Origin of the sequence: Frigoribacterium sp. Leaf186 (assembly GCF_001423905.1) — a bacterium.
Lineage (GTDB): Bacteria > Actinomycetota > Actinomycetes > Actinomycetales > Microbacteriaceae > Frigoribacterium.
Genome location: NZ_LMPQ01000009.1, coordinates 13,527 through 36,306, shown reverse-complemented (window position 1 = coordinate 36,306; position 22,780 = coordinate 13,527). Strand labels below are relative to the sequence as shown.

Sequence of the window (22,780 nt, the reverse complement as noted above, 5' to 3'; positions counted from 1 at the left end):
CATCCGCTCCGCACCCCCCTGCCCCGCCTGCCCACACCCCACCCGGAAGGACCGCATGCGATCCCCCCTCCTCTCGACCTGCCTGACCGGCGCGCTCGCCCTCGGGCTGGTCGCCTGCTCGGCCGGCCCCGCCCGGGACGGCGGCGACCCGGTCACGGACCCCCCGACCGGCACGACCGGCGAGGGCCACGGCGCCGTCACCGGAGCCGAAGAGCTCGCCGAGCCCCGCCTCGGCCTGACCACGATCGACCCGTCGGGCGTCGTCCACCACCTCGACCTCCTCGACGAGGGCGTCACCGAGCTCGGCTCGGTCGGTGCCCCGTCCGCCGTGTCGACGGACGGGCGGTACCTGTTCGCCGAGACCCCGGACGGCCTCGAGGTCGTCGACAGCGGGGTGTGGACGTGGGACCACGTCGACCACTTCCACCACTACCGGGCCGACCCGCGCCTCCTGGGCACCGTCGAGGGCGACGGCGCGGCGACCGTCGCGACGACGAACCTCTCGACCTCGGGGTCGACCGGCGTGCACTTCGCCGGGTCGGGCGACGCCGTCCTGCTCGACACCGAGGCCCTGTCGCGCGGCGAGCTGCGCGAACGGTTCCGCCTCGAGGGCGAGCCCGGCCCGGGCATGGTCGTCCCCGTCGGGTCGTCCGCGCTGGTCACCGAGGGCCGCGGTGACCAGACCACGCTGGTCGGCCGCACCGCCGACGGCGACGAGACCGGCCTCCGCGAGGCCTGCCCGCACGCGTCCGGCACGATCACCACCCGCGTCGGCGCCGTGGTCGGCTGCGCGGACGGAGCACGGCTCGCGACGGTCGTCGACGACGAGCTCGTCGTCGAGCGCATCCCCTACCCCGCGGGCAGCACCGCGGCCCCCGCCACGTCGTTCGACAACCGGGAGGGGCGACCCACCGTGGCCGCGCTCGCCGGCTCCGAGGGCGTCTGGCTGCTCGACACCCGGGCCCGCGCCTGGACGCTGCTGCCGGCCGCGACCCCGTTGGCCCACGTGACCGCCGTGGACGACGAGGACCAGCGCCTGCTCGCCCTCGCGCAGGACGGCCGGGTGCTCGTCCTCGACGGCAGCACGGGCGCGATCGAGGCCGAGACCGCGCCCCTCGTCGCCGACTCGCTCGCGGCCGGCCGCGTCCCCACCCTGATCGCCGACCAGCAGCGCGCCTACCTCTCGGCCCCGGTCGAAGGGAAGCTGTACGAGATCGACCCGGCCGACGATGCCCGCGTCGCCCGCGTCTTCGAGACGGCGGCCGAGCCGGCCTTCGTGGCGGAGACCGGGCGATGATGCGGCCGCCGAGCGGGCCGTGCCCGCGCCGGTCGCGAGCCCTCCTCGCCGGACTCACGGCCGCCGCGGCCCTGGCCCTGACCGCCTGCGCGCCGGCGGCGGACGACCGCCCCACCGTGGTCGTGTCGACGAACATCCTCGGCGACGTCGTGGGCGAGCTCGTCGGCGACCAGGCCGAGGTCGTCACGCTGATGAAGCCCAACGCCGACCCCCACTCGTTCGAGATCTCGGCGCAGCAGGCCGCACGGATGCGGGCGGCCGACCTCGTCGTGTCGAACGGGCTGGGCCTCGAGGAGGGGCTGCAGCAGCACCTCGACGCGGCGGCCGAGGCCGGAGCGCCCTCGTTCGTCGCGGGCGACGCGATCGACGTGCTCGACTACCGAGAGGGCGACGCGGCCGGCACGCCCGACCCGCACCTCTGGACCGACCCCGGCCGCGTGCTCGACGTCGTCAACGCGCTCGAACCCGTGCTCGCCGAGGTCGAGGGGGTCGACGGGGCCGCCCTCGCCAGCCGCACCGCGGACTACCGCGCCGCCCTCGACCGGCTCGACGCCGAGATGACCGCGGCGTTCGCGGCGATCCCGGCCGAGCGCCGCGCCCTCGTGACGAACCACCACGTCTTCGGCTACCTCGCCGACCGCTTCGACTTCGAGGTCGTGGGCGCCGTGATCCCCGGCGGCACGACGCTCGCGGCCCCGTCGGCGTCCGACCTCGCCGACCTCGTGGAGGCCGTCGAGACGACGGGCGTGCCGACCGTGTTCGCCGAGTCGTCGTCGCCCGACCGGCTCGTGCAGGCCCTCGCGAACGAGGCGGACGTCCACGTCGACGTCGTCGAGCTGTTCACCGAGTCGCTCACCGCGGCCGACGGCGACGCCCCGGACTACCTGGCCATGATGCGCGTCGACACCGAGCGCATCGCCACCGGGCTCTCGCCGTGAGGGCCCGTCCACCAGAAAGAGGAACACCCATGCGCACCCTCCCCCTGCGACGAACGGGCGGCACGCTGCTCGCCCTCGGCGTCGCCGCGACCCTCGTCGCCTGCTCGACCGGCGGGCCCGGCACCGCGTCCGACGCGACGGACGGCGGCGACGCGACCCGCGCCTCCTCGTCCGGCCCCCGCCTCGCCGTCTCGTCCGAGGGCCGCGTCGTCGTGCTCGACGGCGAGACCCTCGAACCCGTCGGCGACTTCGCCGCCGAAGAGTTCACGCGCCTCAACCCGGCCGGCGACGGTCGTCACGTGATGGTGACGACCAGCGCCGGGTTCCAGGTGCTCGACACCGCGGCGGGCAGCACGGGCGAACCCGCCCTGACCGACCTCGTCTTCGACGCCGACACGGCCGGCCACGTCGTCCGGCACGGCGGCAAGACGATCCTCTACGCGGACGGCACGAGCGACACGACCGTGTTCGAGTCGGCCGACCTGACGGCCGCCGTGGCCGACGGCGAGCTGCCCTCGACCGAGACGATCGAGGGCGTCGAGGCGCACCACGGCGTCTCGGTCGTGCTCGAGGACGGCACGTTCCTGACGACGGTCGGCGACGCCGACGGCCGGACGGGCATCGAGGTGCGCGACGCCGGCGGTGCGGTCGTGGCCGAGAGCGACCAGTGCCCCGGCGTCCACGGTGAGGGCACCGCCGCCGACGAGGCCGTCGTGTTCGGCTGCGAGGACGGCGCGCTGGTCTACCACGACGGCACGATCACCAAGCTCGACTCGCCCTCGCAGCCCTACGGCCGCATGGGCAACGCGTACGTCAGCGAGACCAGCCCGCTCGTCGTCGGCGACCAGAAGGACGACCCCGACGCCGAGGGCTACCTGCTGCACGCCGTCACCCTGGTCGACACCGCGGCGGACACCCTCGACGTCGTCGACCTGCCCGAGGGCGTCGAGTACACGTTCCGGGGCGTCGCGCGCGGCCCGGGCGACCTCGCCTACCTGATCGGCACCGACGGCGCCGTGCACGTGCTCGACCCCGCGACGGGCGAGCTGACGGCGTCGTGGCCCGTGATCGACGCGTGGGAGGGCCCGGCCGAGTGGCAGGAGGCCCACCCCGCGATCGTCGTCGCCGGGGACGTCGGGTACGTCACCGAGCCGGCCACGAACGGCGTGCACGCGATCGACCTGACCACGGGAGAGGTGCTGACGTCGACCCGACTCGACGTCACGCCGAACGAGATCGCGGTGGCGACGGCCGACTGACGCGACCGCCCACGGGACGAGGAGGCGCGGTGCGACGACACCGCGCCTCCTGCGTCGTCGGGGGCTGCGCGCGGCTCGCGCGCCCCGGCACGACTTTTTCGTGACGTTCCGGCCTCGGCGACCGTCCTCATCGTGTGCCGTCCACCACCATGGCGGCAGCGCACGACGGATCGAGAGGACCACCATGCCGAGCTTCTACGTCAGCGAGCCCGACGGAGAACCCGACGCGACCGGTGGCGTCACCCCTCACCCCGTCGACCTGACGGGCGGCGCCGAGACGACCTACCGGCGCGTGCAGGACGGCGGCACCGACCTGCGCGAGGCGACGAGGCGGCTCGAGACCCACTACCGCGGCCGACGGTTCGAGTCCGAACCGACCGACGCCCCCTTCGAGTACTCGTACGTGCTCGCGGGCGACGACCGGCTCGTGTTGCAGACCTCGTCGTTCTCGGCTCCGATGCGGGGCGAGATCCCCTTCCCCGGGCAGTACATCGTCGCGTGGAACCGCAGCGGTCGCACGACCCTGCACCAGCGCGGCCACACCTTCACGAGCGACGGCGCCACGCCGTTCCTGATGCCGGCCGAAGAGGCCTTCTCGTTCGAGTCGACGCCGCGCAAGAACAGCATGGTGCAGCTGGGCACCGCGTTCCTCGAGCAGACCGCGGCCGAACGACACGGCGGCCCGTCGCAGCGGATCGTGTTCGACTACGCCGTCACGCCCCGACCCGAGGTCGTCAGCGCCTGGCGCGCCACGGTCGCCTCGAGCGCCGCCGCCGTCGTGGCGGAGCAGGCCTCGCCGATCATGCGGCTCGACGCCCAGCTGGCCCTGGCCCGGGCACTGCTCGACCTCTTCCCGTGGCACGCCGTCGACGTGCCCGTCGGCCTGCGCACACAGGAGGCCGCGCGGGTGCGGCACGCGGTCGAGTACATCCACGCCCACGCCGCCGAGCCGCTGACCCCGGCCGACATCGCCGCCGCGTCGGGCATGCACACGCGCACCCTGCAGACCTCGATGAAGGAGCACCTCGGCACGTCGCCCGCGGCCTACCTGCGACAGGTGCGACTCGACCGCGCCCGCGACGAACTGCTCGCCGCCGCCCCGGCCGACACGCGCGTGTCGGACGTGGCCCGCCGGTGGGGGTTCGGCAACTTCGGACGCTTCGCGGGGGCCTACGCCGAGCGCTTCGACGAGTACCCGCGCGACACGCTCGCGCGGTAGGGCCGCAGAGCGCGGTACGGCGTCAGCTCGGGTCGGGGGCGCCCTGCTGCTGGGCGTAGGCCTCGGGGCCCTGCTCGGCGGCCTTCGGGTCCATCCAGCCGAACTCGAGGATGTTGCCGTCGGGGTCGGTCAGTTGGCGCTGGTACATGAAGCCGTAGTCGGTGGCCGGGCGCGCCTCCGTGCCTCCGGCGCCGAGGCCGGCCGTGACGGTCGAGTCGACGTGGTCGCGCGAGTCGAGCATCACGGCGGTCGCGACCGAGGCCGCGGAGGTCGGGTCGCCGATGGGCAGGTCGGTGAAGGTCTGGAAGAACTCGCGGGTCAGGATCATGAACGCGCTGTGGTCCTCTTCGACGACGACGCAGGCCGCGTTGTCGTCGGTGAAGAGCGGGTTGATGGTGAAACCGAGGGCCGTGTAGAACGCCTTGGCACGGTCGAGGTCGGTCACGGGCAGGTTGACGAAGATCATGGCCATCGGGTTCTCCTTCGAACGGTCCTCAGGTGGTGAGGCACACAGTGCTCCTGCCCCGGTACGCCGTCAAGACCTCGGGTACGCCGAGCCGGTAGGTTGTCGACGAGTCGTCAGCATCGGTGCCCGATCCGTGCGCGACCGCCCGAAAGGTCCCGACCCGTGCGCATCGCCGCCTTCATCGTCGCCGTCGTCGTCACCAGCGCCCTCGCCCTGGGCGGGACGTTCCTGGTCGTCTTCGCCGCGCCTCCTCGGGTCGACTGGACCCTGTTCCTCGCCACCGTGAGCGTGGTGGCGCTCGTCTTCGGGCCTTTGACCCTCGGCTCGCTCACCGCGTCGTGGGACCTCGGCGGCGACGACGCCCGCCGACGCCTCCGGCGGCGCTGGTTCACCACGATCGGTCTCGTCGAGCTCGCGGGAATCGTCGCGATCGTCGCGTACGCCGTGGTCAACGGCTCGCCGTCGTGGGTGCCGATCGTGTTCGTGGCGGGCGGCGTCGTGTTGACGGTCGCCGCCCTCGTCACGGGCCCGGCCATCCGCCGCCGGGACTCCGGCGCACGACACGAGGCCTCGGCCTGGGTGCCCGTGACGCGACGCGAGATCGTGCGGAAGGTCGTCACGGTCGCCGTCGTCTTCGCGTCGACCTTGGTCGTGGGGCTCGTCGCGGCCGTGACCGTCTTCACGACGGTCGACGACCTTCGCGGCGCGACGGCGGAAGGGGTCGTCCTGGCCGTGGCGCTCGCCCTCTTCGCCGGCGGCGTCGCCTGCATCGTCGTGACCCTGCCCCTGAACCGGCTGCTGCGCGAGGGCACCGGCGACGACCCGGTGCTGATGCGGAAGGCCGGCAAGGTCGTCCTGCGCCGGAAGGAGCTCGATCTCGACCCGCATGAACAGACGATCGCCGCGAGGTACGCGCAGATCATGGCCGTCACGCTGCCGTTCCAGCTCGCGTACTTCGTGATGCTCTACCTCGGCCTGGGCATCCAGCAGGTGCGATCGCTCACGGACCGGGCGGACCCCTTCGCCCCGTTCCTGCTGGCCTTGCTGGTCGTCGTCCTGGTCGTGGTCCTCCCCCTGACGCTCGTCCGGCTGGCCCGGGCGCGGCGCTACGCCCGCGAGCACGCCTCCGACGCCGAGCGCCCGACGCCCGCCGAGCACGACTCACAGGCCGAGACCCCGCAGGAGGCGCGGGCCGACTCCGACGCGGACGCCCGGCCCTGAGGCGGCTCAGAAGTCGAGCAGGCGCAGCGTCACGCTGACGGTGTCGCCGACCCCGACGCCCAGGGCGTCACGCACGGCCCGCTTGACCGGCAGGGCGTAGGCGTTCTCGTCGCCCAGGGGGAAGACCGACGTGGCGAACGTGGACGACCCGATCCGCGCCTCCACCCGGACCGACCCCCAGCCGCGCAGCAGGTCGCCGGCCACCATCAGCACGTGGTCCTCGACCTCGGCCGGCAGGCTGACGAAGGTGTAGAAGGCGCGTCGGCTCTCCCACCGCCAGAGGTCGCCGTCGAAGCGGAACTCCATCGCCGCCCCCTCTCGATCACCCGGCCGCTCCGAGCCTATCCACGGGACGTCTGGCAGGATCTCCTGATGCCCGCAGACCGAACGCCCCGCCGCCCCGACGTCACGACCACCGACATCGTGGGCGGTGCCGAGCCGGTGCGCATCACGTTGCACGACTACGACGAGCGCTGGCCCGCCGCGTTCGAGGCGCACCGCCGCCGCATCGTCGAGGCCCTGGCCCCGACCGGCACCGAGGCCGGCACCGAGGCCGGCGGCGACGTCCAGGTCGAGCACATCGGCTCGACCGCCGTGCCCGGTCTCGCCGCCAAGCCGATCGTCGACGTCGTCGTCGTGGTGCCCGACATCACGGCCGAGGAGGACTACCTCGACCCGCTGCTCGCCGCGGGCTACGAGCTGCGGGTGCGTGAACCCGGGCACCGGCTCGTGCGCACGCCCGAGCGCGACGTGCACGTTCACGTCTACGAGCGCGGTGCGACGGCGGTCGACGAGTACCTGCTGCTGCGCGACCACCTGCGGGCCGACACCGCCGACCGCGACCTCTACGCGGCGACCAAGCGCGAGCTGCTCGACCGGCGCTGGGACGACATGAACGAGTACGCCGACGCCAAGACCGAGGTGATCACCGCGATCAAGGGGCGCGCCCGTGCCGCCCGCGAGGGCCGACACATGAGCTGACCGGGAACCGACCCGAAAGCCGACGCACACGGCTCTTGCCTGCAAGGCGAGCGTCACTTATCTTTGTGATCGAACCACCCGGCAGACGTCGAGGGCCAACCACCCTCGAGCGGCCCGGCCGTCCGCGATCTCACCAGTCGCGCACGACCGCTCCGTGCTCCCGCCGCCTCGCCGTCACCGTCGTTCCAGGATCAGGAAGCACCGCCATGCCCATCTCCACGCCCCGTGCCGCCCGTCTCGCCGCCTTCATCGGCGTCCCCGTCGCCCTCGTCGTCTCGGGCGTGCTCGTCTCGGCCGCGTCGTACTCGGCGTTCTCGGCGACGACCACGAACCCCACGAGCAACTGGACGGCCGGCACGGTCGCCCTCACCGACGACGACGCGAACGCCGCCCTCTTCACGGCCACCAACCTCAAGCCCGGCTCGACCGCCTCGAACTGCATCAAGGTGACGTCGACCGGCTCGCTGCCCTCGAACGTCGTCCTCTACGGCGCGGGCGGCACGCCGGGCACCGCGCTCGGCTCGGCCCTTAACCTCACCATCGAGCAGGGTACGGGCGGCGGCTTCGGCTCGTGCACCGGCTTCACCGCCGACGCCACCAACGGCACGGCCTACACGGGCACCCTCGCCGCGTTCGGCAGCGGCCGCACGTCGTTCGCGACGGGCGTCGGCTCGTGGACCACCACGGGCGCCGCGAGCGAGTCGAAGGTCTACCGCATCACGTACTCGCTGCCCACCGGCGCGGCGAACACGCTGCAGTCCGCGACCGCATCGATCGGCTTCACCTGGGAGGCCCAGAACAACTAGTCCGCGACCCGGACCCGCTGCGCCCGCAGCACCCGCACCGGACGAGAGGCCGTCGTGAGCACGCACCCCGCGCACGCCCTGCCGAGGCACCACGCCTCGGCAGGAGCGTCCGTGGCGGCCACCGTCGGCACCGGCGGCCTCGCCGACTGGTCGCGCATCGTCGTCGCGACGGTGGCCCGCGGGGTCGTCGCCGCCCTGCTCGGCCTCGCGTTCTGGGCCGTCGCCCCGGCGGTGCTCGGCTGGCAGCCCACCACGGTGATGACCGGCTCGATGGCGCCGCGCATCCACGTGGGCGACGTCGTCGTCTCGCGACCCGTCGACCCGCTCTCGTTGCACCAGGGCCAGGTGCTGCTCTTCGACGACCCCGACCAGGCCGGCCACCTGCGTCTGCACCGCTTCGACGCCCCCGGCGTCGACGGGGCCATCGTCACCAAGGGCGACGCGAACCCGTCCGCCGACTCGAGTCCCGTCGCACGCGAGGCCGTGCACGGGGTGGCGATGGTCCGCGTCCCCGCCGTGGGGCTGCCGGTGGTCTGGGCGCGCGAGGGCGACTGGGCGCACCTCGGCCTCGCGGCCGCGGCCCTCGCGGTGCTGCTCGTGCTGACGACGCTCGACTCCGCGCTCCGTCGCTGCGCCTCCTCGGCGACCGACGTCGACGGCGACGCATCGCCTCCGGGCGGCGGCGGCAGCGGCGGCGAGCCAGCAGGCGAGGACGAGGAGGCGCGGCTCGCGTCCCCGACGACGCCCCGCCGCCTGCACCGTCGGCTGCACCGCCGGGCCCGACGTCGCCGGACCACCGCGGCCGTCTCGGCCGCCGTGATCGCGACCTCGACGATCGGCCTGATGCTGCCCGCCGAGGCCGTCGCCGCCCCGTTCCGGTCGACGACGGCCTCGCCGACGAGCTCGCTGACGGCGACGACGGTCGTCGCCCCGACGGCCCTGACCTGCACGAACACCAGCGGCTCGAGCGGCGTCGTGATCGGCTGGAGCTATGCGAGCAGCGAGGTCCCCGAGAAGTTCGAGCTGATGTACGGCAGCACGGTCCTCGCGACGACGACGGCGGGCACCCAGCGTTCGGTCACCTACGACCAGGGCGCCCTGCTCGCCCTCGGCAACCGCTACACGCTCACCGTCCGCACGACGCTCGCCGGCTCGTGGACCGCCACCTCGACCTCGACCACCTCGGTCCAGGTGACCGCCCTGGTGCTCGCCTCGGCCGTCCGCTGCTGACGGCCGCCGACCTTCCGGGTGAACGTCAGCGACCCGGGCTACACCGCGACCGAGGTCAACGGGCACGGCGGCCACCAGACCGTCACCGAGGGCACGGACGCCACGGTCGCCCTCGCCCAGCTCGGCCCGGACGGGCCCACCGGCGAGTTCCACGACCGTCGGGGCCGCATCGACTACTGACCGGCGACCCGAGGAGGCCCGGTGCCGGTCCCCGAGACCGGCACCGCGCCTCCTGCGTCCGCGAGGACTAGACCTGACCTCGTGCCGTCACCGCTCCTCCTCGCCTCGCTCGCCGGTCTGCTCTCGGGTCTCTCGCTCGTGGTCGGGGCGGTGGTGTCGTGGTTCGTGACGGTGCCCCGCGAGGCCGTCGCGCTCGTGATGGCCTTCGGCGCCGGCGTGCTGATCTCCGCCCTCTCGTTCGACCTCGTCGACGAGGCGACGAGCAGCGGCGGCCTCGTGCCGACCCTCGCCGGGTTCCTGGCCGGTGCCGTCGTGTACGTCGTCCTCGACCAGTTGCTCGAACACGGGGGCTTCCGCCGCAAGCGCCACAGCCGGGGGTCGGCGGGGTCGGGCACCGGCCTCGGCATCGCCCTCGGCGCGCTGCTCGACGGGGTGCCCGAGACCGCCGTGCAGGGCGTGAGCCTGACGGGCGGGGGCTCGCTCAGCATCGCGGTGCTCGTCGCCGTGGTCATCTCGAACTTCCCCGAGGGCATGTCGAGCACGGCCGACCTCAAGTCGTCGGGCCGGTCGGCCCGCTACGTCTTCGGGCTGTGGTCGGGCATCGCGGTGGTGTGCGCCCTCTCCGCGCTCGGCGGGTACGCCCTGCTGGGCGGCGTGCCCGAGGGCGGCCAGTCGTTCGTGATGGCGTTCGCGGCCGGTGCCATCCTCGCGATGATCTGCGACACGATGATCCCCGAGGCGTTCCGCAAGACGCAGACCCTGACCGGGCTGGTCACGGTGCTCGGCTTCGTCGCGAGCTACGTGGTGCACCAGGTCGCCTGACGCCTGGCCGCCTCCGCCCGCGGATCGGCCCCGAACTGGGTCATCCGTTCTGCGAAGGGGCGGCGCCTCAGGGGTCGGCGCTCGAATATCCTGCATCGGTGAGCCCCGACCTTCCCGCCACCCCGGAGAACCATCCGGAGTCCGTCCGGCTGCTCGCGTCCACCCTCCGGACCCTCGACGAGGCGCACCGGCGTTACCGGTTGCACGCGGCGAAGGTGATCGGCATGGGTCACACCGAGCTGTCGGCCCTCGTGGCGATCGGCGAGGCACCGGGCATGACGCCCGGCACCCTGTCGCACGAGCTGCTGCTCAGCACCGGCGCGACGACCGCCGTCGTCGACCGACTCGAGAAGTCGGGCCACGTCGTCCGCACCCGACACCCCGACGACCGGCGCAGTCTCTTCCTGCACCTGACCGCGGCGGGCGAGGCCACCACCGCCACCCTGACCGAGGCGTACCAGTACGTCCTCTCGACCACGGGCACGGACGAGACGATCGCCGACGCCCTGCCCCAGCTCGACAGCATCGCCGCGGCACTCGACGCCGCGTCCCGCGAGCCCACCTCCTGACCCGCGCGGCCGGGGCCGGGGCCGGGGCGCCCGCCCGCCGACGCCGCGCCTCCTGGGCATGCGCGCCTGCCGACGCCGCGCCTCCTGGGCGTGCGAGGCCGCCGACGCCGCGCCTCCTGCCCGTGTCGCACCGCCACGTGAGCATCGCACCGCCAGATTCGGCGGTGCGATGTCCACCTGGCGGTGCCACACCACCCCGTCCGCACCACTACGCCCCGGTCGCACCACCGTCGCGCCGTCGAACCACGCCGGAGTGTGGTTCGACGACGCGAACGTGGTGCGACCTCGGGCGGGGCCGGCCTCCTAGGCTTCGGGCATGGGATCGGACGTCGTGGCGCGCTACGCCGAGCGGGCCGGCGAGTACGCCCGGCACCTCGGCTCGATGTCGTCGGTGGACCCGGCCGACGAGCACCTCGTCACGTCGTGGGCGGCAGGACTCGGCCCCGACGGGCTCGCGCACCCCGTGCTCGACGCGGGCTGCGGTCCCGGCCACTGGTCTGGGCACCTCGCGGCCCAGGGCGTCGGCGTGCGCGGCATCGACCCGGTGCCCGAGTTCGTCGAGCACGCCCGCCGGGCCCACCCCACCGTGCCGTTCGACCTGGGCGACGTCGACGCCCTGCCGTACGGGTCGGGTGAGTTCTCGGGCGTCCTCGCCTGGTACTCGCTGATCCACCACGACCCGGGCGATGTCCGTCGGCCCCTCGACGAGTTCGCGCGGGTCCTCCGACCAGGTGGCGGGCTGCTCGTCGGCTTCTTCACCGGGGCCACCGTCGAACCGTTCGACCACGCGATCACCACCGCCTGGCGCTGGTCGCCCGACCTCCTCGGGGACGCCCTCCGCGCCTCCGGGTTCGACGTGCTCGAGACCCACACGCGCACGGGGCCGACCTCCGGCCCCAGACCCCACGGCGCCCTCGTCGCCCGGCACCCCCGGCAGGCCCGCCCGGCAGACACGCTCGAGGGGCACGCCGGGTAGCATCGCGGCATGCCGGAGGGTGACAGCGTCCACCGACTCGCGGCGCGCCTCCGTCCGTCGCTCGTCGACCGGCTCGTGGTCGACGGCGAGCTGCGGTCGGGCGGCCGGGCGGGCGACTCGCTCGCCGGTCGGCGCGTCGTCGAGGTGGACACCCACGGCAAGCACCTGCTGACCCGCTTCGACGACGCCACCACCCTGCACACCCACCTGCGCATGCAGGGCTCGTGGACCCTCACCCGGCCCGGCCGCGCCCTGCCGTCGCGGCTGCAGCGGCAGGTGCGCGTGCGGGCGCGGCTCGACGACGGCCACACCCTGTGGGGCGTCGACCTGCCGGTCGTCGACCTCGTGCCGACCCGTGACGAGCACACCCTGATCGGCCACCTCGGCCCCGATCCGCTGCGCCCCGACTGGGACCCCGAGGAGGCGCGACGTCGCCTGGCCGCACGCCCCGACGTCACCGTCCGTGCGGCGCTGCTCGACCAGCGTCCGATGGCCGGCCTCGGCAACCTGTGGGCCAACGAGGTGGGCTTCTTGCGCGGCATCCACCCGGCGACCCCGATCGGCGAGGTCGACGTCGTGAAGCTCGTCGACGTCGCCGCCCGGGCGCTGCGCTTCTCGGCCACGACCCCGGGCGCCTACCAGGTCACCACGGGCCGCACCCGTCGCGGCGAGACGCATTGGGTGGTGGGCCGAGCCGGTCGCCCGTGCCTGCGGTGCGGCACCCGCGTCGAGGCCCGCGACGACCCGCCCGGCCCCGACGGCCGGTCGCGGCGGGCGTGGTGGTGCCCACGGTGCCAGCCGGCGACGGGCACGCCGGGCGCGACGAGCGGCTGACGGCAGGAGCACGACGACGCCGAGTCACCCGGGCGGACGGGCTCGGCCCGCCGGGGCGATCGGCTCAACCGTCCAGTGCCCTCCGCATCGCGTCGTACGCGGGGGTCGGCCGTCCGTCGTCGAACAGCAGGTCGTGGCCCTGCTGGGGGCGGCCGTCGTCGTCCGCGAACCAGTCGTACCGGTCGTCGACCCCCCACGTCGTGTACGAGACGCACGTCTCCGAACGCAGGCAGGCCGCGAGGACGGTGGCGTACTGCTCGGCCTGGGCGTCCTGACCCTCGTCGTCGGTGACGTCGTTCTCCGAGATGCGGACGAGCAGTCCGGCGTCCTCGACGGCGTCGAACGTCTCGGCGAGGTCGTCGGCCGAGAGGGCGTCGGTGTCGAGGTCGTACACGTGGGCCTGGAGCCCCACGCCGTCGACGTGCCCACCGCCCGCGTTCGTGTCGAGGGCCAGCTGCAGCAGCGCGTCCTGGCGCGGACCCGGCACGTCGGCGCCGTTCTCGTTGACGAACTGCCGGACGTCGGGGTCGGCGTCGTGGACGGCCTGCGAGACGACCACCGGGTAGGTGGGGCCGAAGACCCGGTACCAGACGTTCTGCTGCAGCTCGGTCCCCTGGTCGACGTCGAACGGCTCGTTGACGACGTCGAGCGAGTCGAGCCGGCCGCGGAAGTGCGAGACGACGGTCGTCACGTAGTCGAGCAGGACGTCGGCGCTCGCACGTCGGTCCGCCTCGGTGTCGACGGGCAGCTGCTGCATCCAGCGCGGCATCGCCTCGCTGAAGGCGATGGTGTGGCCGTGCACGGCGATGCCCTGGCTCTCGGCGAGGTCGAGGAGGGCGTCGGCCTCGTCGAAGAGGTACTCACCCTGCCGGGGCGAGATCGCCTGGGGTTTCATCGTGTTCTCGACGGTGAGGCCGCCGAAGTCGCCCACGAACTCCCTCGCGTACGCGGGGTCCGAGGCGAGCGGACCGAGTGCCACCGCCGCGCCGATCACGAAGTCCGGCCGGGAGCGGGCGGCGAGCGCCTGGAGGCCGTCCGACGATCGGCCCTCGCCTTCTGCGGCGGGGCCTGCGGTGGACAGGTCCGCCCCTGCCGGCGCGGCGGCGGTGAACGAGTCGACTGTGAACGAGCCCTCGTCGCTCGACAGCCCCAGCCACAGCTCGCCGGAACCGAAGACGTCGCCGAGGGGCACCGAGGCGACCGTCTCGCCGTCGCGGGTCACCTCGAGCAGGTCGCCGGCCCGGCGCACGGAGAGCTCGGCCTCGGGGCCCGAGGTCGTCACGTGCTCGTCCACGACCGGTCGGGGGTCGGTCGCGTCCTCCGGGGCCGATCCGTCGAAGACGGTGATGCCGAGGTCGTCGCCGCGGACCGTGAGGTGGACGCCGGCGGGTTCGAGGCGGAACTCGTCGGCGATCACCGGCGGAGCGTCGTAGACGGCGAGGGTGGCGTCGGCGGTCACGTCCGCGAAGGAGGCGCTGACGGTGACGTCGTCGGGTGCCACCAGGTGCGTCCCGGCGAGGTCGACCGGCGGGTCCGGCTGGCCGCCCGAGCCGTCCTGCCGGACGATGCTCCGCGCCGTCGTGCTCACCCGCAGGCCGTCGTCGTCGGCGACGACCCCCGGCACGTGCCGCCAGTCCTGCTGCAGCAGGTCCACGACCGTGCCCTGCTCGGGTGGTGGCGAGTGCGTCGAGGAGGTGCAGCCGGTCAGCACGAGGAGGACGACGGTGACCAGGCCCAGGCCCAGGCCCAGGCCCCGGCCCAGGCCCCGCCACCGGGCGATCGGGCCCGCCACGGGCTCGAGGGCGTCAGGGCTCATGCACGACACCGTAGCGCCGAGACGGGACGAGGAGGCGCCCGCCGGCAGAAAGCGACGGTCGCGCTCCGACGACCCGCGCCTCCTCGTCCCGTCGGCGCGGGCCGCCCGACGACCCGTCGGCTCAGCGGACGCCGCTGCGGACGAAGCCCTGCACGAAGAACCGCTGGAACGCCAGGAACAGGGCCACCATCGGCAGCACCGAGATGACGGCCAGGGCCATGATGCCGTTGTAGTCCGGGGTCGTCTGGCCCTTGAGGTAGAGCAGGCCGACCGGCAGCGTGTAGAGGTCGGGGTCCTTCAGGGCGATGAGGGGCCAGGCGAAGTCGTTCCAGCTGCCGAGCAGCGTCAGCAGCACGAGGACGGCGACGAGGGGGCCGCTGAGGGGCAGCACGATGCGGGTGAAGACCCGGAAGGGGCCCGCGCCGTCGAGACGGGCGGCCTCGATGAGCTCTTGGGGGATGCCGAGCATGAACTGTCGTGACAGGAACACGCCGAAGGCGGTGGCCGCCGAGGGCAGGATCACCGACCAGTAGGTGCCGTAGATCTCGAGTCCGTTCACGAGACGGAACTGCGCGACCATGATCGCCTGGACGGGGATCATGAGCGTCGCCAGGAAGAGCAGGAACACCGTGGTGCGGCCGACGAAGGCGATGTGCGCGAAGGCGTAACCGGCCATCAGGTTGATGACGACCGTCAGCACCGTGACGAAGACGCCGATGACGACCGAGTTGCCGAACCACTCGGCCACCGGGTACCGCTCGAGGACGCGCGTGAAGTTCTCGAGCGTCACCGTGCTGGGCAGGAGGCGCAGGCCGCGTCCGAAGACCTCGCCCCGCGGCGAGAACGCCACGACGAGCATCCAGAACAGCGGGAACGCCACCACCACCGCGGACACGACGGCGACGACGGTCCGCACGGCGACGAAGCGTCCGACTCGGCGGCGGCCGCGGCGTCGGGGCGCGGTGCCGGCCGCCCGGGAGGCGCCCGCGGCGGTGCTGCGGGGTGCGCCGGTCGCGGGGCTGTCGGCGAGGCTGCTGGGCGTGGTCACGGGTGCTCCGTCATTCGGTGAGGTCGCGGGTGCGGTTGGTGCGCCACTGCACGACGGTGAAGATCAACGTCACGACGAGGATCACGACGCCGAGGGCGGCCCCGTACCCCTGTTCGCGGATCTGGAAGCCGTTGCGGTAGGCGTAGGTGCCGAGCACGGACGTCGAGTAGCCGGGCCCACCACCGGTGAGCACGAAGACGAGGTCGAACACCTGGAACGACGCGATGACGTTGAGCACGAGCAGGAAGAACGTCGAGGGTCCGACCATGGGCACGGTGATCGCGCGGAACCGCTGCCAGGCGCCCGCGCCGTCGAGTTCGGCGGCCTCGTACAGCTCGGGAGAGACGGACTGCAGGCCGGCGAGGTAGATGATCATGTTCAGGCCGGCACGCAGCCAGATCATCGTCGCGATCACCGACACCATCGCGAGGGCGCCGTCGGACTGCCAGGGCACCGTGCCGAGGCCGACGGCACGGAGGACCTGGTTGAAGAGCCCGTTCGCCTCGGTGAAGAGGATGACGGCGATCATCGCGCTGGCCACGCCCGAGATCACCATGGGCAGCACGAGCATCGTCCGCCAGGCCTTGCGGCCGGGCAGCACACCGTCGAGGAGGACGGCGAGCCCCAGCCCGATCGCCATCTCGACCGGGACGGTGACGACGGTGAACAGGACGGTGTTCGCGAGGGTCTGCCAGAACACGGGGTCGGTGACCATGCGGGCGTAGTTGGCGCCGCCGACCCAGTCCGGGTCGCCGAAGCCCCGGGTCGCCTGGAACGACAGCTGCACGGCCCACAGGATCGGTACGAGCAGGAACACGGCGAGCAACAGCAGGTTGGGGCCGATGAACGCGTACCCGACGAGGCTCTCCCGGATGCGCGCCCTGCGCCGACCGGGCCGCCGCCGACCGGGCTGGCTCCGACCGGCAGCAGCGCCGCCGACGCCGGCGGTGCCCGCGGAACCGTCGCCGGCCAGGCCCGCCCGGCTCGGCGCGGCCGTCGTCACCGGGTCGCCTGCGCGATCGACTGGTCGAGGGCGGAGAGGGTGTCGTCGACGGACTGGTTCTGCGTGAACGCCGCCTCGAGCTGGTCCTGCAGGCCGACGCTGATCTCGGCCAGGTACGGCGAGGTCAGCTGCTTCACGTCGCTCGGCTGGATGGTCGTCGCCTGGTCGACGAAGACCGGCATGACGTCGGGCCGCACGGCGAAGTCGATCGACGAGGCGTCGATGTCGGTGCGCGTCGGCAACTCGTTCGTGGCCGCGCAGAACTCGGTCATCGCGTCGGCGGACGCCATGAAGTTCACGAACTCCGTGGCCAGTTCCGGCTGGTCGGTGTCCGCCGTGGCCACCAGGGCGTTGCCGCCGAGGTCGGTCGCTCCGCGCTCGTCGACGGGCATGGGCACGGCGGTCCACTCGAAGTCGGTGTCCGCGAGCTCGGGCACGAGGAACGATCCGACGAAGGCCATGGCGGTGGTCTGCTCACCGAAGAGCGTGTCGGCGTAGCTCGTCGACTTCACGCTGCTGGTCGGCGGCACCCACTGCTGGGTGAAGAACGACTGCGTGAACGCCAGCGCCTCCTCGCCCTCGGGCGAGTCGACCGCGGGCGTCGTGCCGTCCTCCTCGAGCACGTTGCCGCCTGCCTGGAACAGCCAGCTCAACCACCGGGGCGTGCCGCCCTGCTGCCAGTTGACGACGAACGGGTACTGCTCCGCCGGCAGGCTCGCCCGGAGCTTGGCGGACACGTCGGCGAACTCGTCCCAGGTCCAGGCGTCCTCCTGCGAGGTGGGCAGGTCCGTGACGCCCGCCGCGGTGGCGAGGTCGGTGTTGACCAGCAGCGCCGAGACGTCGGTCTGGTGGGGAACGCCGTAGGGCTTGCCGTCGAACGAGACGGCTTCGAGCATCGCCGGCTGGAAGGAGTCCTCGTCGTCGAGCTGGCCCGAGAGGTCGAGCAGTTGGCCCTGGCTCGAGTAGACGCCGAGGTTGCCGTAGTCGACGCGGAACACGTCGGGTGCGTCGCCCGTGGACAACTGGGCGTCGATGTTCGAGAACATCTGGTCGTACGGGACGATCTTGAGGTCGACGGTCGCGCCGTCGTGTTCGGCCTCGAACTGCGCGGCCAGCTTCTCGAACGAGTCCTGCTCGGATTCGCTCGCCCAGGTGGTGAAGGTGATGGTGTCGGCCGCGGCGTCGTCCCCGCCACCGGTGAAGCCGCTGCACCCGGTGAGGCCCACGGTCAGGACGATGGCCGCGGCGGCCGTGGTGGTGCGTCGAGTGGTCATGATGTTCTCCTGGCGTCGGGACGGAGCTGAGCTATGCGCGGGACAGTCGGGCTTCGACCAGGGACACCAGACCCAGGGGTCCCAGCTGCGCCCCCAGACCGGCTTGTACCCCGTCCGCATCGCTACCGTGCTGCGAAGAGTGTGCTCTCTCGAGCGACGAAAAGGTCGCCGTGACGTCTTCCAGGGCGCGAATGCACCCGAAGCGGACGAGACGATCGTCGTCGAGCGCCACGTCGTCGCCGTACCCCAGGCGGAACGCGCTCCGATGCGCCTCCGTCATCGGCAGGCCGGGCAGCACGCCGAGTTCGACGAGCACGAGGTCGACCTCGCGCGGAGCCACGGTCGCCTCGTCGAGGTCGATCAGCCACGGACGCCCCGCCTCGTCGACCACCACGTTGCCGAGGTGGGGATCGCCGTGACACGGGACCCGGTCCGTGTCGGTCCGGGTGCCCTTGAGTTCGAGCGCGACCCGCTCGAGCCGGTCGAGGCGGCCCCGGTGCTCTCGCCAGAGTTCCGCGAGCGGGTCGTCGGGCCGTCCGACGAACCGGTGGTCGAGGTCGCGCAAGAGCACCCGTGCCCGCTTGCCGGTGCGTTTGACCCCTCGACGCAGGGGGGCGACGTCCGAAGGAGGCGCTTGGTCGTGGATGCGGCGGACGACGGCTCCCAGCTCGGTCCACTGGGCGTCGTCGAGCCCCCGGCCGTCCTCGGCGGCGTCGTCGCCGAAGACCCACGGCGACACGGACACGATCGAACCCTCGTGTTCGGTCCAGAGTCGCCCGGTCGTCGTCGGCACCGGGGCGACGACGCTCACGTCGGCGCCGACGGACGCCGCCAGCGCGAGACCGAAACGGCAGTCGCGCCGCGTGGCCTTGACGGCCCAGAGCCCACCGGAGTCGTCACGCACCTGCCAGACGGCCGCGTCGGGATCGAGACCGCCGTCGATCAGCAGGTGCTCGGCGAGGGTGAGCCCCCAGGCGGCGAGCGGCGGGGGCAGCAGCGGCGGGGGCGAGGGCGGCAGTGGCGAGGAGGACACGGCAGGAGGCACCCCACGACCATGGCACCTCCTGGCCGCCCGTCACCGCCACCGGTCGGATCTCGGCGAGCGGGGCCTGCGCCGGTCCGTGGCGTGCGCCCCTAGAGCTCGCGGACCAGTTCCGGTATCCGCTCCCGGAACGGGAAGAACCCACGCGAGGCGTGGGGCCAGGTGTCGCCGTCCCACCGTCGACGCAGGGTGACGAGGTCGATGCCCCGTTCGGCGAGGGCCGAGCGTGACGCCGCGAGTCGTTCGGCGACCGGGCCCACCGGGGCGTACGGCGTCACGACGGTGTCGAGCACCTCGGACGCCGCCCAGTCGACGAGGCTCGACGGCAGCGCGTCGGGCAACGTCTGGGCGGGGCGGCCGGTGGCGTCGACGGTCCGTGCTGCCGCATCGGCGACGGCGCCCGCCGTGAAGGACTCCACCGCGGCGGACGCACCGAGGGGTGAGCGTCCCGACGGGTCGGCGCCGACGGCGGTGGCCGCCAGGGTGGAGGCGAGGCCCGGGTGCTCCTCGAGCAGGCTCGCCGCCTCGAGGTCCTCTTCGTGCAGCAGCAGCCCGACTCGTCCACCGATGGTCCCCCCGACGTCGTCGGGGTCGATCGCCGCCCTGGGCGGCAACGGATCTTCGGACAGCGCACGAGCCGTGGTGGCCAGACCCTCGGGCGCGAAGCGACCGTCGGTGTACCGGGAGATGTTGGCCGCCGACGCCAGGTAGGTCTTGCCCTTGGTCTGCAGACCGGCGACCCACCGCCACGAAAGGGTGTTGGAGGCGGCGTCCCCGTCGAGCAGGTGCCGGTAGAAGAAGTCGGCGCCGAGCTGCCAGGGCAGCCCGAGGGTGAAGATCCAGATGCTCGCGAACCACATGCGCGTGTGGTTGTGGAGGTAGCCGGTCTCGACGAGTTCGTGCACCCAGGCGTCCATCGCGGCGATGCCCGTCCGCCCGGCCACGGCGGCCTCGTGGTCGGCAGCGAGGTCACCGGCCAGGAGCGCGTCGACGTCGTGCCGGTACCGCCGCCACACCTCGGGGTTCTGCTCGAGCCAGCCCTTCCAGTAGGTGCGCCAGAACACCTCCTGCACGAACTTCTCCGACGCCCGCGGGCTGTGGTGCGCCAGGACGGTGCCGAGCACCTCCCGCTCGGTCAGGAGGCGGTGGCGAAGGTACGGGGACAGCCCCGAGACGTTCTCGCGGGCGGCCCCGAGGTCGTGGTTGCGGTCGCGGGCGTAGGCCGACCCGGCACGGGGGACGAAATCGTGGAGGGCCTCGAGACCGGCCTCTCTGGTGGGGATGAACACGGCTCCATCATGCGCTCCGCGCGCTGGGGGACGACGGCCGCCGTCCACCTGGCGGATCGAGGCTCAGGGGTATAGCTTCCAGAGCGGTCGTCCGGACCACCGACTGTCGGCGAGGCGACCATGAAGCACATCACGTTCGCAGGGAAGAACTTCCTCGTGGGTGATCGCGTGGCCGACGCCGTCCTCGAGTACGCGGCCATGCTCGGCGAGACCCGCTCGGCCGACTCCGTCGACATCACCGCGATCGACGCCGACGGGGACGTCGTGACGGCGACGTTGTTCCTGTCGCCCGGGGTCCCCCTCGTCGCCGAGACGACGAACAACTCCCTCCCCGAACCCGACAACGACGAGACGACCGCCTACATCGAGGCCCGCCTGGCCCAGCACGTCGACCCCGCACCCGTCCAACCTGCCGACGAAACCGACCCTCGACGCCTCGACATCGACGACTGGTTGGACGACCAGGAGTGACCCTGGTCGCCGTCACGGCGTGTCTCGCGTGGGTGACGAGGTCCGGCGTCGCGTGCGGTTCCGGTGCCACGCGAGCGCGGTCGCCGCGAGCACGACCGCGCCGATCACTGCCACCACCGGCCGACGCCAAAGCACCCCCGCGAGGAACGAGACCGGCACGAACAAGAGGATGTTAGACCTCTTGTCATCGTGGTGCCTCGCGGGGATGCTGGCACCATGACCGACGTGCGAGCGGCTCTCTCGGCCGCGCTCCGAGAACAGCGCCAGCACGTCGTCGACGCGGTCGACGGTCTCGACGCGGACGCGATGATCCGGCCCCTCTTGCCGTCCGGCTGGTCTCCCCTCGGCCTGATCCGGCATCTGACCTTCGACGTCGAGACGTTCTGGTTCGAGGGCGTCGTGCTCGGTCGACGGCTGGACCTGCCGAGCGACGACGACGTGTGGCACCCCACGGAGTGGCCCCGGCCCGAGCAGGTGCTCGACGACTACGGGCAGGCCGCCGGCCGGAGCGACGAGACACTGCTCGCGACCGAACTCGACGCTCACCCACCCCGCCGGGCCTTCGAGGCGCATCCGTGGATTCCCGACCGCGACCTGCTCGCCACGACGCTGCACGTCATCACCGAGACGGCGGCCCATGCCGGGCACCTCGACGCGGCACGCGAACTGATCGACGGCCGTCAGCGTCTCGTCCTGACCGAGTTCACGGATCGGCAGGCGCGGCGTCAGAGCCCTCGATGACGGCGAGCACGCGCCGGGGAGATGGACTGCGGACGCGATCAGGGCCTGCGGGCATCATGAGAACGGGTTCGAGTCGAGGGCGGGAGGGCCAGCTGATGGACGTGACCGTCGAAGTCGACGTCCTGGACCACATGTGCTGCGGCGAGACCATCGAGCGGGGTGATCGGGTCGACCTGGCGTGCACGCGACGGCAGGACCCTGACGGTCGTGTGCGCGTGACGGCGACCCACCACGCCTCCCGTGTCGAGACCTGGGTCCGCGGGCGGGTCGTCGACATCGTCTCCGTGGCCGAGGACGGTTCCGCTCGGCCCGTCCTGCGCATCCCGGAGGGTCGGGCGCTCCGCGGCCTGGACGAAGACGACGACGGCCACCTCGAAGCACCCTGGACGGGCGAGCTGGTCCAGGACCGAGGCCGAACCTTCGTCGTCACCGTGAGACGGTAGGCGACACCGTCCACCGACACCGTCCGCCACCTCGGGCACGGGCCCCCTCTCGGATCACCGGCCGGGCAGGGCGTCGAGCGCTCGCGATCGTGCCGCGAGGAGGTCGGCGTAGGTGCCGTCACGTTCGGCCCAGCGCAGCCGCTGTGCGGCCTGGACGACGACCTCGTCCGGGGTCGGGTCCTGGCTCAGGAGGTCGACGACCTCGTCGAGGTAGGCGTCGAGCGGGAGGGCCGCCGGGTTGACCTTCTCCTGGCCGGCCGTCGCGACGGCCGGCGGGACGAGTTCGCTCACGTCGACGCCCGTGCCGGCGAGCTGGGCCCGGAGCGACTCGGTGTACGCGTGGACGCCCGCCTTCGACGCGCCGTAGGACGGCATCAGGGGGAACGGCAGGAAGGCGATGCCCGACGAGACCGTGAGCACGTGCCCGGAACCGCGACCGACGAGGTGCGGGGTGAACGCGTCCACGACGCGGATCGTGCCGAGCAGGTTGACGGCGACGGTCGTCTCGGCGGCGGCGAAGTGGGCGGGGTCGCGGAGGTCCTCCTGGAGCAGGACGCCGGACATCGTGACCACCGTGTCGAGGCCGGGATGCGCCTCCAGGACCTCGTCCCTGGCCCGGATGACGGAGGCGGCGTCGGTGACGTCGATGCGGACGGTCTCGAGGTCGTCGACCTTGCCGGTGTCACGGCCGCCGACGACGACGGTGCTGCCGGCGGCGGCGAAGCGCCGGGCGAGGCCGAGGCCGATGCCGGAGGTGCCGCCGACGACGAGGACGGTGCGGTGGGTGATGTCCATGGTGTCTCTTCCTGTTCGGTTCGGGTACGAGACGACCCTCGCCCCTGCCGGTCCGGACAG

At 72.9% G+C, this 22,780-nt stretch carries 25 protein-coding genes; 16 read left to right on the top strand and 9 right to left on the bottom strand.

The genetic code is table 11. The features are described from left to right. Positions 1-55: 55 nt before the first annotated feature. The 4 genes from ASG05_RS06250 (at position 56) to ASG05_RS06235 (ending at position 4,713) form a co-directional block, all read left to right on the top strand. Positions 56-1,297 (top strand): hypothetical protein, encoded by a 1,242-nt coding sequence (locus tag ASG05_RS06250; protein ID WP_056258933.1) that lies wholly within the window; start codon positions 56-58, stop codon positions 1,295-1,297. Further along, positions 1,294-2,235 (top strand): zinc ABC transporter substrate-binding protein AztC, encoded by a 942-nt coding sequence (gene aztC / locus ASG05_RS06245; protein WP_369814041.1) that lies wholly within the window; start codon positions 1,294-1,296, stop codon positions 2,233-2,235. The genes ASG05_RS06250 and aztC overlap by 4 nt, the downstream gene beginning before the upstream one ends. A gap of 29 nt (positions 2,236-2,264) precedes the next feature. Further along, positions 2,265-3,494 carry a zinc metallochaperone AztD gene (gene aztD, locus ASG05_RS06240; RefSeq protein ID WP_056258930.1) on the top strand — a complete coding sequence of 410 codons (1,230 nt, stop codon included), beginning with the start codon at positions 2,265-2,267 and terminating at the stop codon, positions 3,492-3,494. A gap of 184 nt (positions 3,495-3,678) precedes the next feature. After that, positions 3,679-4,713 carry a helix-turn-helix transcriptional regulator gene (locus ASG05_RS06235; RefSeq protein ID WP_056258928.1) on the top strand — a complete coding sequence of 345 codons (1,035 nt, stop codon included), beginning with the start codon at positions 3,679-3,681 and terminating at the stop codon, positions 4,711-4,713. A 22-nt stretch (positions 4,714-4,735) separates the two neighbouring features. Here the strand turns inward: ASG05_RS06235 and ASG05_RS06230 are convergent, their stop codons facing one another. Beyond that, a complete protein-coding gene (locus ASG05_RS06230; protein WP_056258926.1) occupies positions 4,736-5,185 on the bottom strand; it encodes a VOC family protein in 450 nt (149 codons plus the stop codon). A gap of 156 nt (positions 5,186-5,341) precedes the next feature. Between ASG05_RS06230 and ASG05_RS06225 the strand changes: the two genes are divergently transcribed. Then, positions 5,342-6,400: a hypothetical protein gene (locus ASG05_RS06225; protein ID WP_056258922.1), complete on the top strand. Its 1,059-nt coding sequence runs from the start codon at positions 5,342-5,344 to the stop codon at positions 6,398-6,400. Between the two features lie 6 nt (positions 6,401-6,406). On the opposite strand, the gene ASG05_RS06220 is transcribed toward ASG05_RS06225, so the two are convergent. Next, positions 6,407-6,706 carry a DUF1905 domain-containing protein gene (locus ASG05_RS06220; RefSeq protein WP_056258919.1) on the bottom strand — a complete coding sequence of 100 codons (300 nt, stop codon included), beginning with the start codon at positions 6,704-6,706 and terminating at the stop codon, positions 6,407-6,409. 66 nt (positions 6,707-6,772) lie between these two features. Here ASG05_RS06220 and ASG05_RS06215 point away from each other — a divergent pair, with 66 nt between their 5' ends. The 8 genes from ASG05_RS06215 to ASG05_RS06185 all read left to right on the top strand — a co-directional run bounded on the left by ASG05_RS06215 (position 6,773) and on the right by ASG05_RS06185 (position 12,798). Further along, entirely contained in the window at positions 6,773-7,381 is a 609-nt protein-coding gene (locus tag ASG05_RS06215) for a GrpB family protein (RefSeq protein WP_056258915.1), read from the top strand. A gap of 206 nt (positions 7,382-7,587) precedes the next feature. Next, on the top strand, positions 7,588-8,187 hold the full coding sequence (locus tag ASG05_RS06210) for a hypothetical protein (protein ID WP_056258913.1): 600 nt from the start codon (positions 7,588-7,590) through the stop codon (positions 8,185-8,187). A gap of 54 nt (positions 8,188-8,241) precedes the next feature. Further along, a complete protein-coding gene (locus tag ASG05_RS06205) occupies positions 8,242-9,417 on the top strand; it encodes a S26 family signal peptidase (protein ID WP_157490102.1) in 1,176 nt (391 codons plus the stop codon). An 18-nt stretch (positions 9,418-9,435) separates the two neighbouring features. Beyond that, the gene (locus ASG05_RS15795) at positions 9,436-9,597 is read left to right on the top strand and encodes a hypothetical protein (RefSeq protein WP_235491424.1); all 162 of its coding nucleotides are present in this window, start codon (positions 9,436-9,438) and stop codon (positions 9,595-9,597) included. An 81-nt stretch (positions 9,598-9,678) separates the two neighbouring features. Then, a complete protein-coding gene (locus ASG05_RS06200; protein ID WP_056258905.1) occupies positions 9,679-10,419 on the top strand; it encodes a ZIP family metal transporter in 741 nt (246 codons plus the stop codon). 98 nt (positions 10,420-10,517) lie between these two features. Next, entirely contained in the window at positions 10,518-10,988 is a 471-nt protein-coding gene (locus tag ASG05_RS06195) for a MarR family winged helix-turn-helix transcriptional regulator (RefSeq protein WP_056258903.1), read from the top strand. A gap of 316 nt (positions 10,989-11,304) precedes the next feature. Further along, positions 11,305-11,964, top strand: a complete 660-nt coding sequence (locus ASG05_RS06190) for a class I SAM-dependent methyltransferase (RefSeq protein WP_056258900.1) — start codon at positions 11,305-11,307, stop codon at positions 11,962-11,964. Positions 11,965-11,973: 9 nt separating this feature from the next. Then, positions 11,974-12,798, top strand: a complete 825-nt coding sequence (locus ASG05_RS06185) for an Fpg/Nei family DNA glycosylase (protein WP_056258898.1) — start codon at positions 11,974-11,976, stop codon at positions 12,796-12,798. Between the two features lie 64 nt (positions 12,799-12,862). Here ASG05_RS06185 and ASG05_RS06180 read toward each other — a convergent pair whose 3' ends face one another. The 6 genes from ASG05_RS06180 to ASG05_RS06155 form a co-directional block, all read right to left on the bottom strand. Continuing rightward, on the bottom strand, positions 12,863-14,614 hold the full coding sequence (locus ASG05_RS06180; RefSeq protein ID WP_082486502.1) for an endo-1,4-beta-xylanase: 1,752 nt from the start codon (positions 14,612-14,614) through the stop codon (positions 12,863-12,865). A gap of 121 nt (positions 14,615-14,735) precedes the next feature. Beyond that, positions 14,736-15,662: a carbohydrate ABC transporter permease gene (locus ASG05_RS06175; protein WP_235491423.1), complete on the bottom strand. Its 927-nt coding sequence runs from the start codon at positions 15,660-15,662 to the stop codon at positions 14,736-14,738. Between the two features lie 10 nt (positions 15,663-15,672). After that, positions 15,673-16,665 carry a carbohydrate ABC transporter permease gene (locus tag ASG05_RS06170; protein ID WP_235491422.1) on the bottom strand — a complete coding sequence of 331 codons (993 nt, stop codon included), beginning with the start codon at positions 16,663-16,665 and terminating at the stop codon, positions 15,673-15,675. Next, positions 16,662-17,939, bottom strand: coding sequence for a sugar ABC transporter substrate-binding protein (locus ASG05_RS06165; protein WP_056258895.1), 1,278 nt, complete (start codon positions 17,937-17,939; stop codon positions 16,662-16,664). Before ASG05_RS06165 ends, ASG05_RS06170 begins: the two co-directional genes overlap by 4 nt. A 31-nt stretch (positions 17,940-17,970) precedes the next feature. Then, on the bottom strand, positions 17,971-18,972 hold the full coding sequence (locus ASG05_RS06160; RefSeq protein WP_056258892.1) for a phosphotransferase enzyme family protein: 1,002 nt from the start codon (positions 18,970-18,972) through the stop codon (positions 17,971-17,973). Between the two features lie 101 nt (positions 18,973-19,073). After that, complete coding sequence (locus tag ASG05_RS06155; RefSeq protein ID WP_082486499.1) at positions 19,074-20,270, bottom strand: FAD-binding domain-containing protein; 1,197 nt, start codon at positions 20,268-20,270, stop codon at positions 19,074-19,076. 120 nt (positions 20,271-20,390) lie between these two features. Here ASG05_RS06155 and ASG05_RS06150 point away from each other — a divergent pair, with 120 nt between their 5' ends. The 3 genes from ASG05_RS06150 (at position 20,391) to ASG05_RS06140 (ending at position 21,925) form a co-directional block, all read left to right on the top strand. Continuing rightward, entirely contained in the window at positions 20,391-20,741 is a 351-nt protein-coding gene (locus ASG05_RS06150) for a hypothetical protein (protein ID WP_056258887.1), read from the top strand. 216 nt (positions 20,742-20,957) lie between these two features. Further along, positions 20,958-21,482 carry a DUF664 domain-containing protein gene (locus ASG05_RS06145; protein ID WP_056258885.1) on the top strand — a complete coding sequence of 175 codons (525 nt, stop codon included), beginning with the start codon at positions 20,958-20,960 and terminating at the stop codon, positions 21,480-21,482. 101 nt (positions 21,483-21,583) lie between these two features. Then, positions 21,584-21,925 carry a hypothetical protein gene (locus ASG05_RS06140; RefSeq protein ID WP_200936768.1) on the top strand — a complete coding sequence of 114 codons (342 nt, stop codon included), beginning with the start codon at positions 21,584-21,586 and terminating at the stop codon, positions 21,923-21,925. Positions 21,926-21,979: 54 nt separating this feature from the next. Here ASG05_RS06140 and ASG05_RS06135 read toward each other — a convergent pair whose 3' ends face one another. Beyond that, the gene (locus ASG05_RS06135) at positions 21,980-22,720 is read right to left on the bottom strand and encodes an SDR family oxidoreductase (RefSeq protein ID WP_056258879.1); all 741 of its coding nucleotides are present in this window, start codon (positions 22,718-22,720) and stop codon (positions 21,980-21,982) included. Between the last annotated feature and the right edge of the window lie 60 nt (positions 22,721-22,780).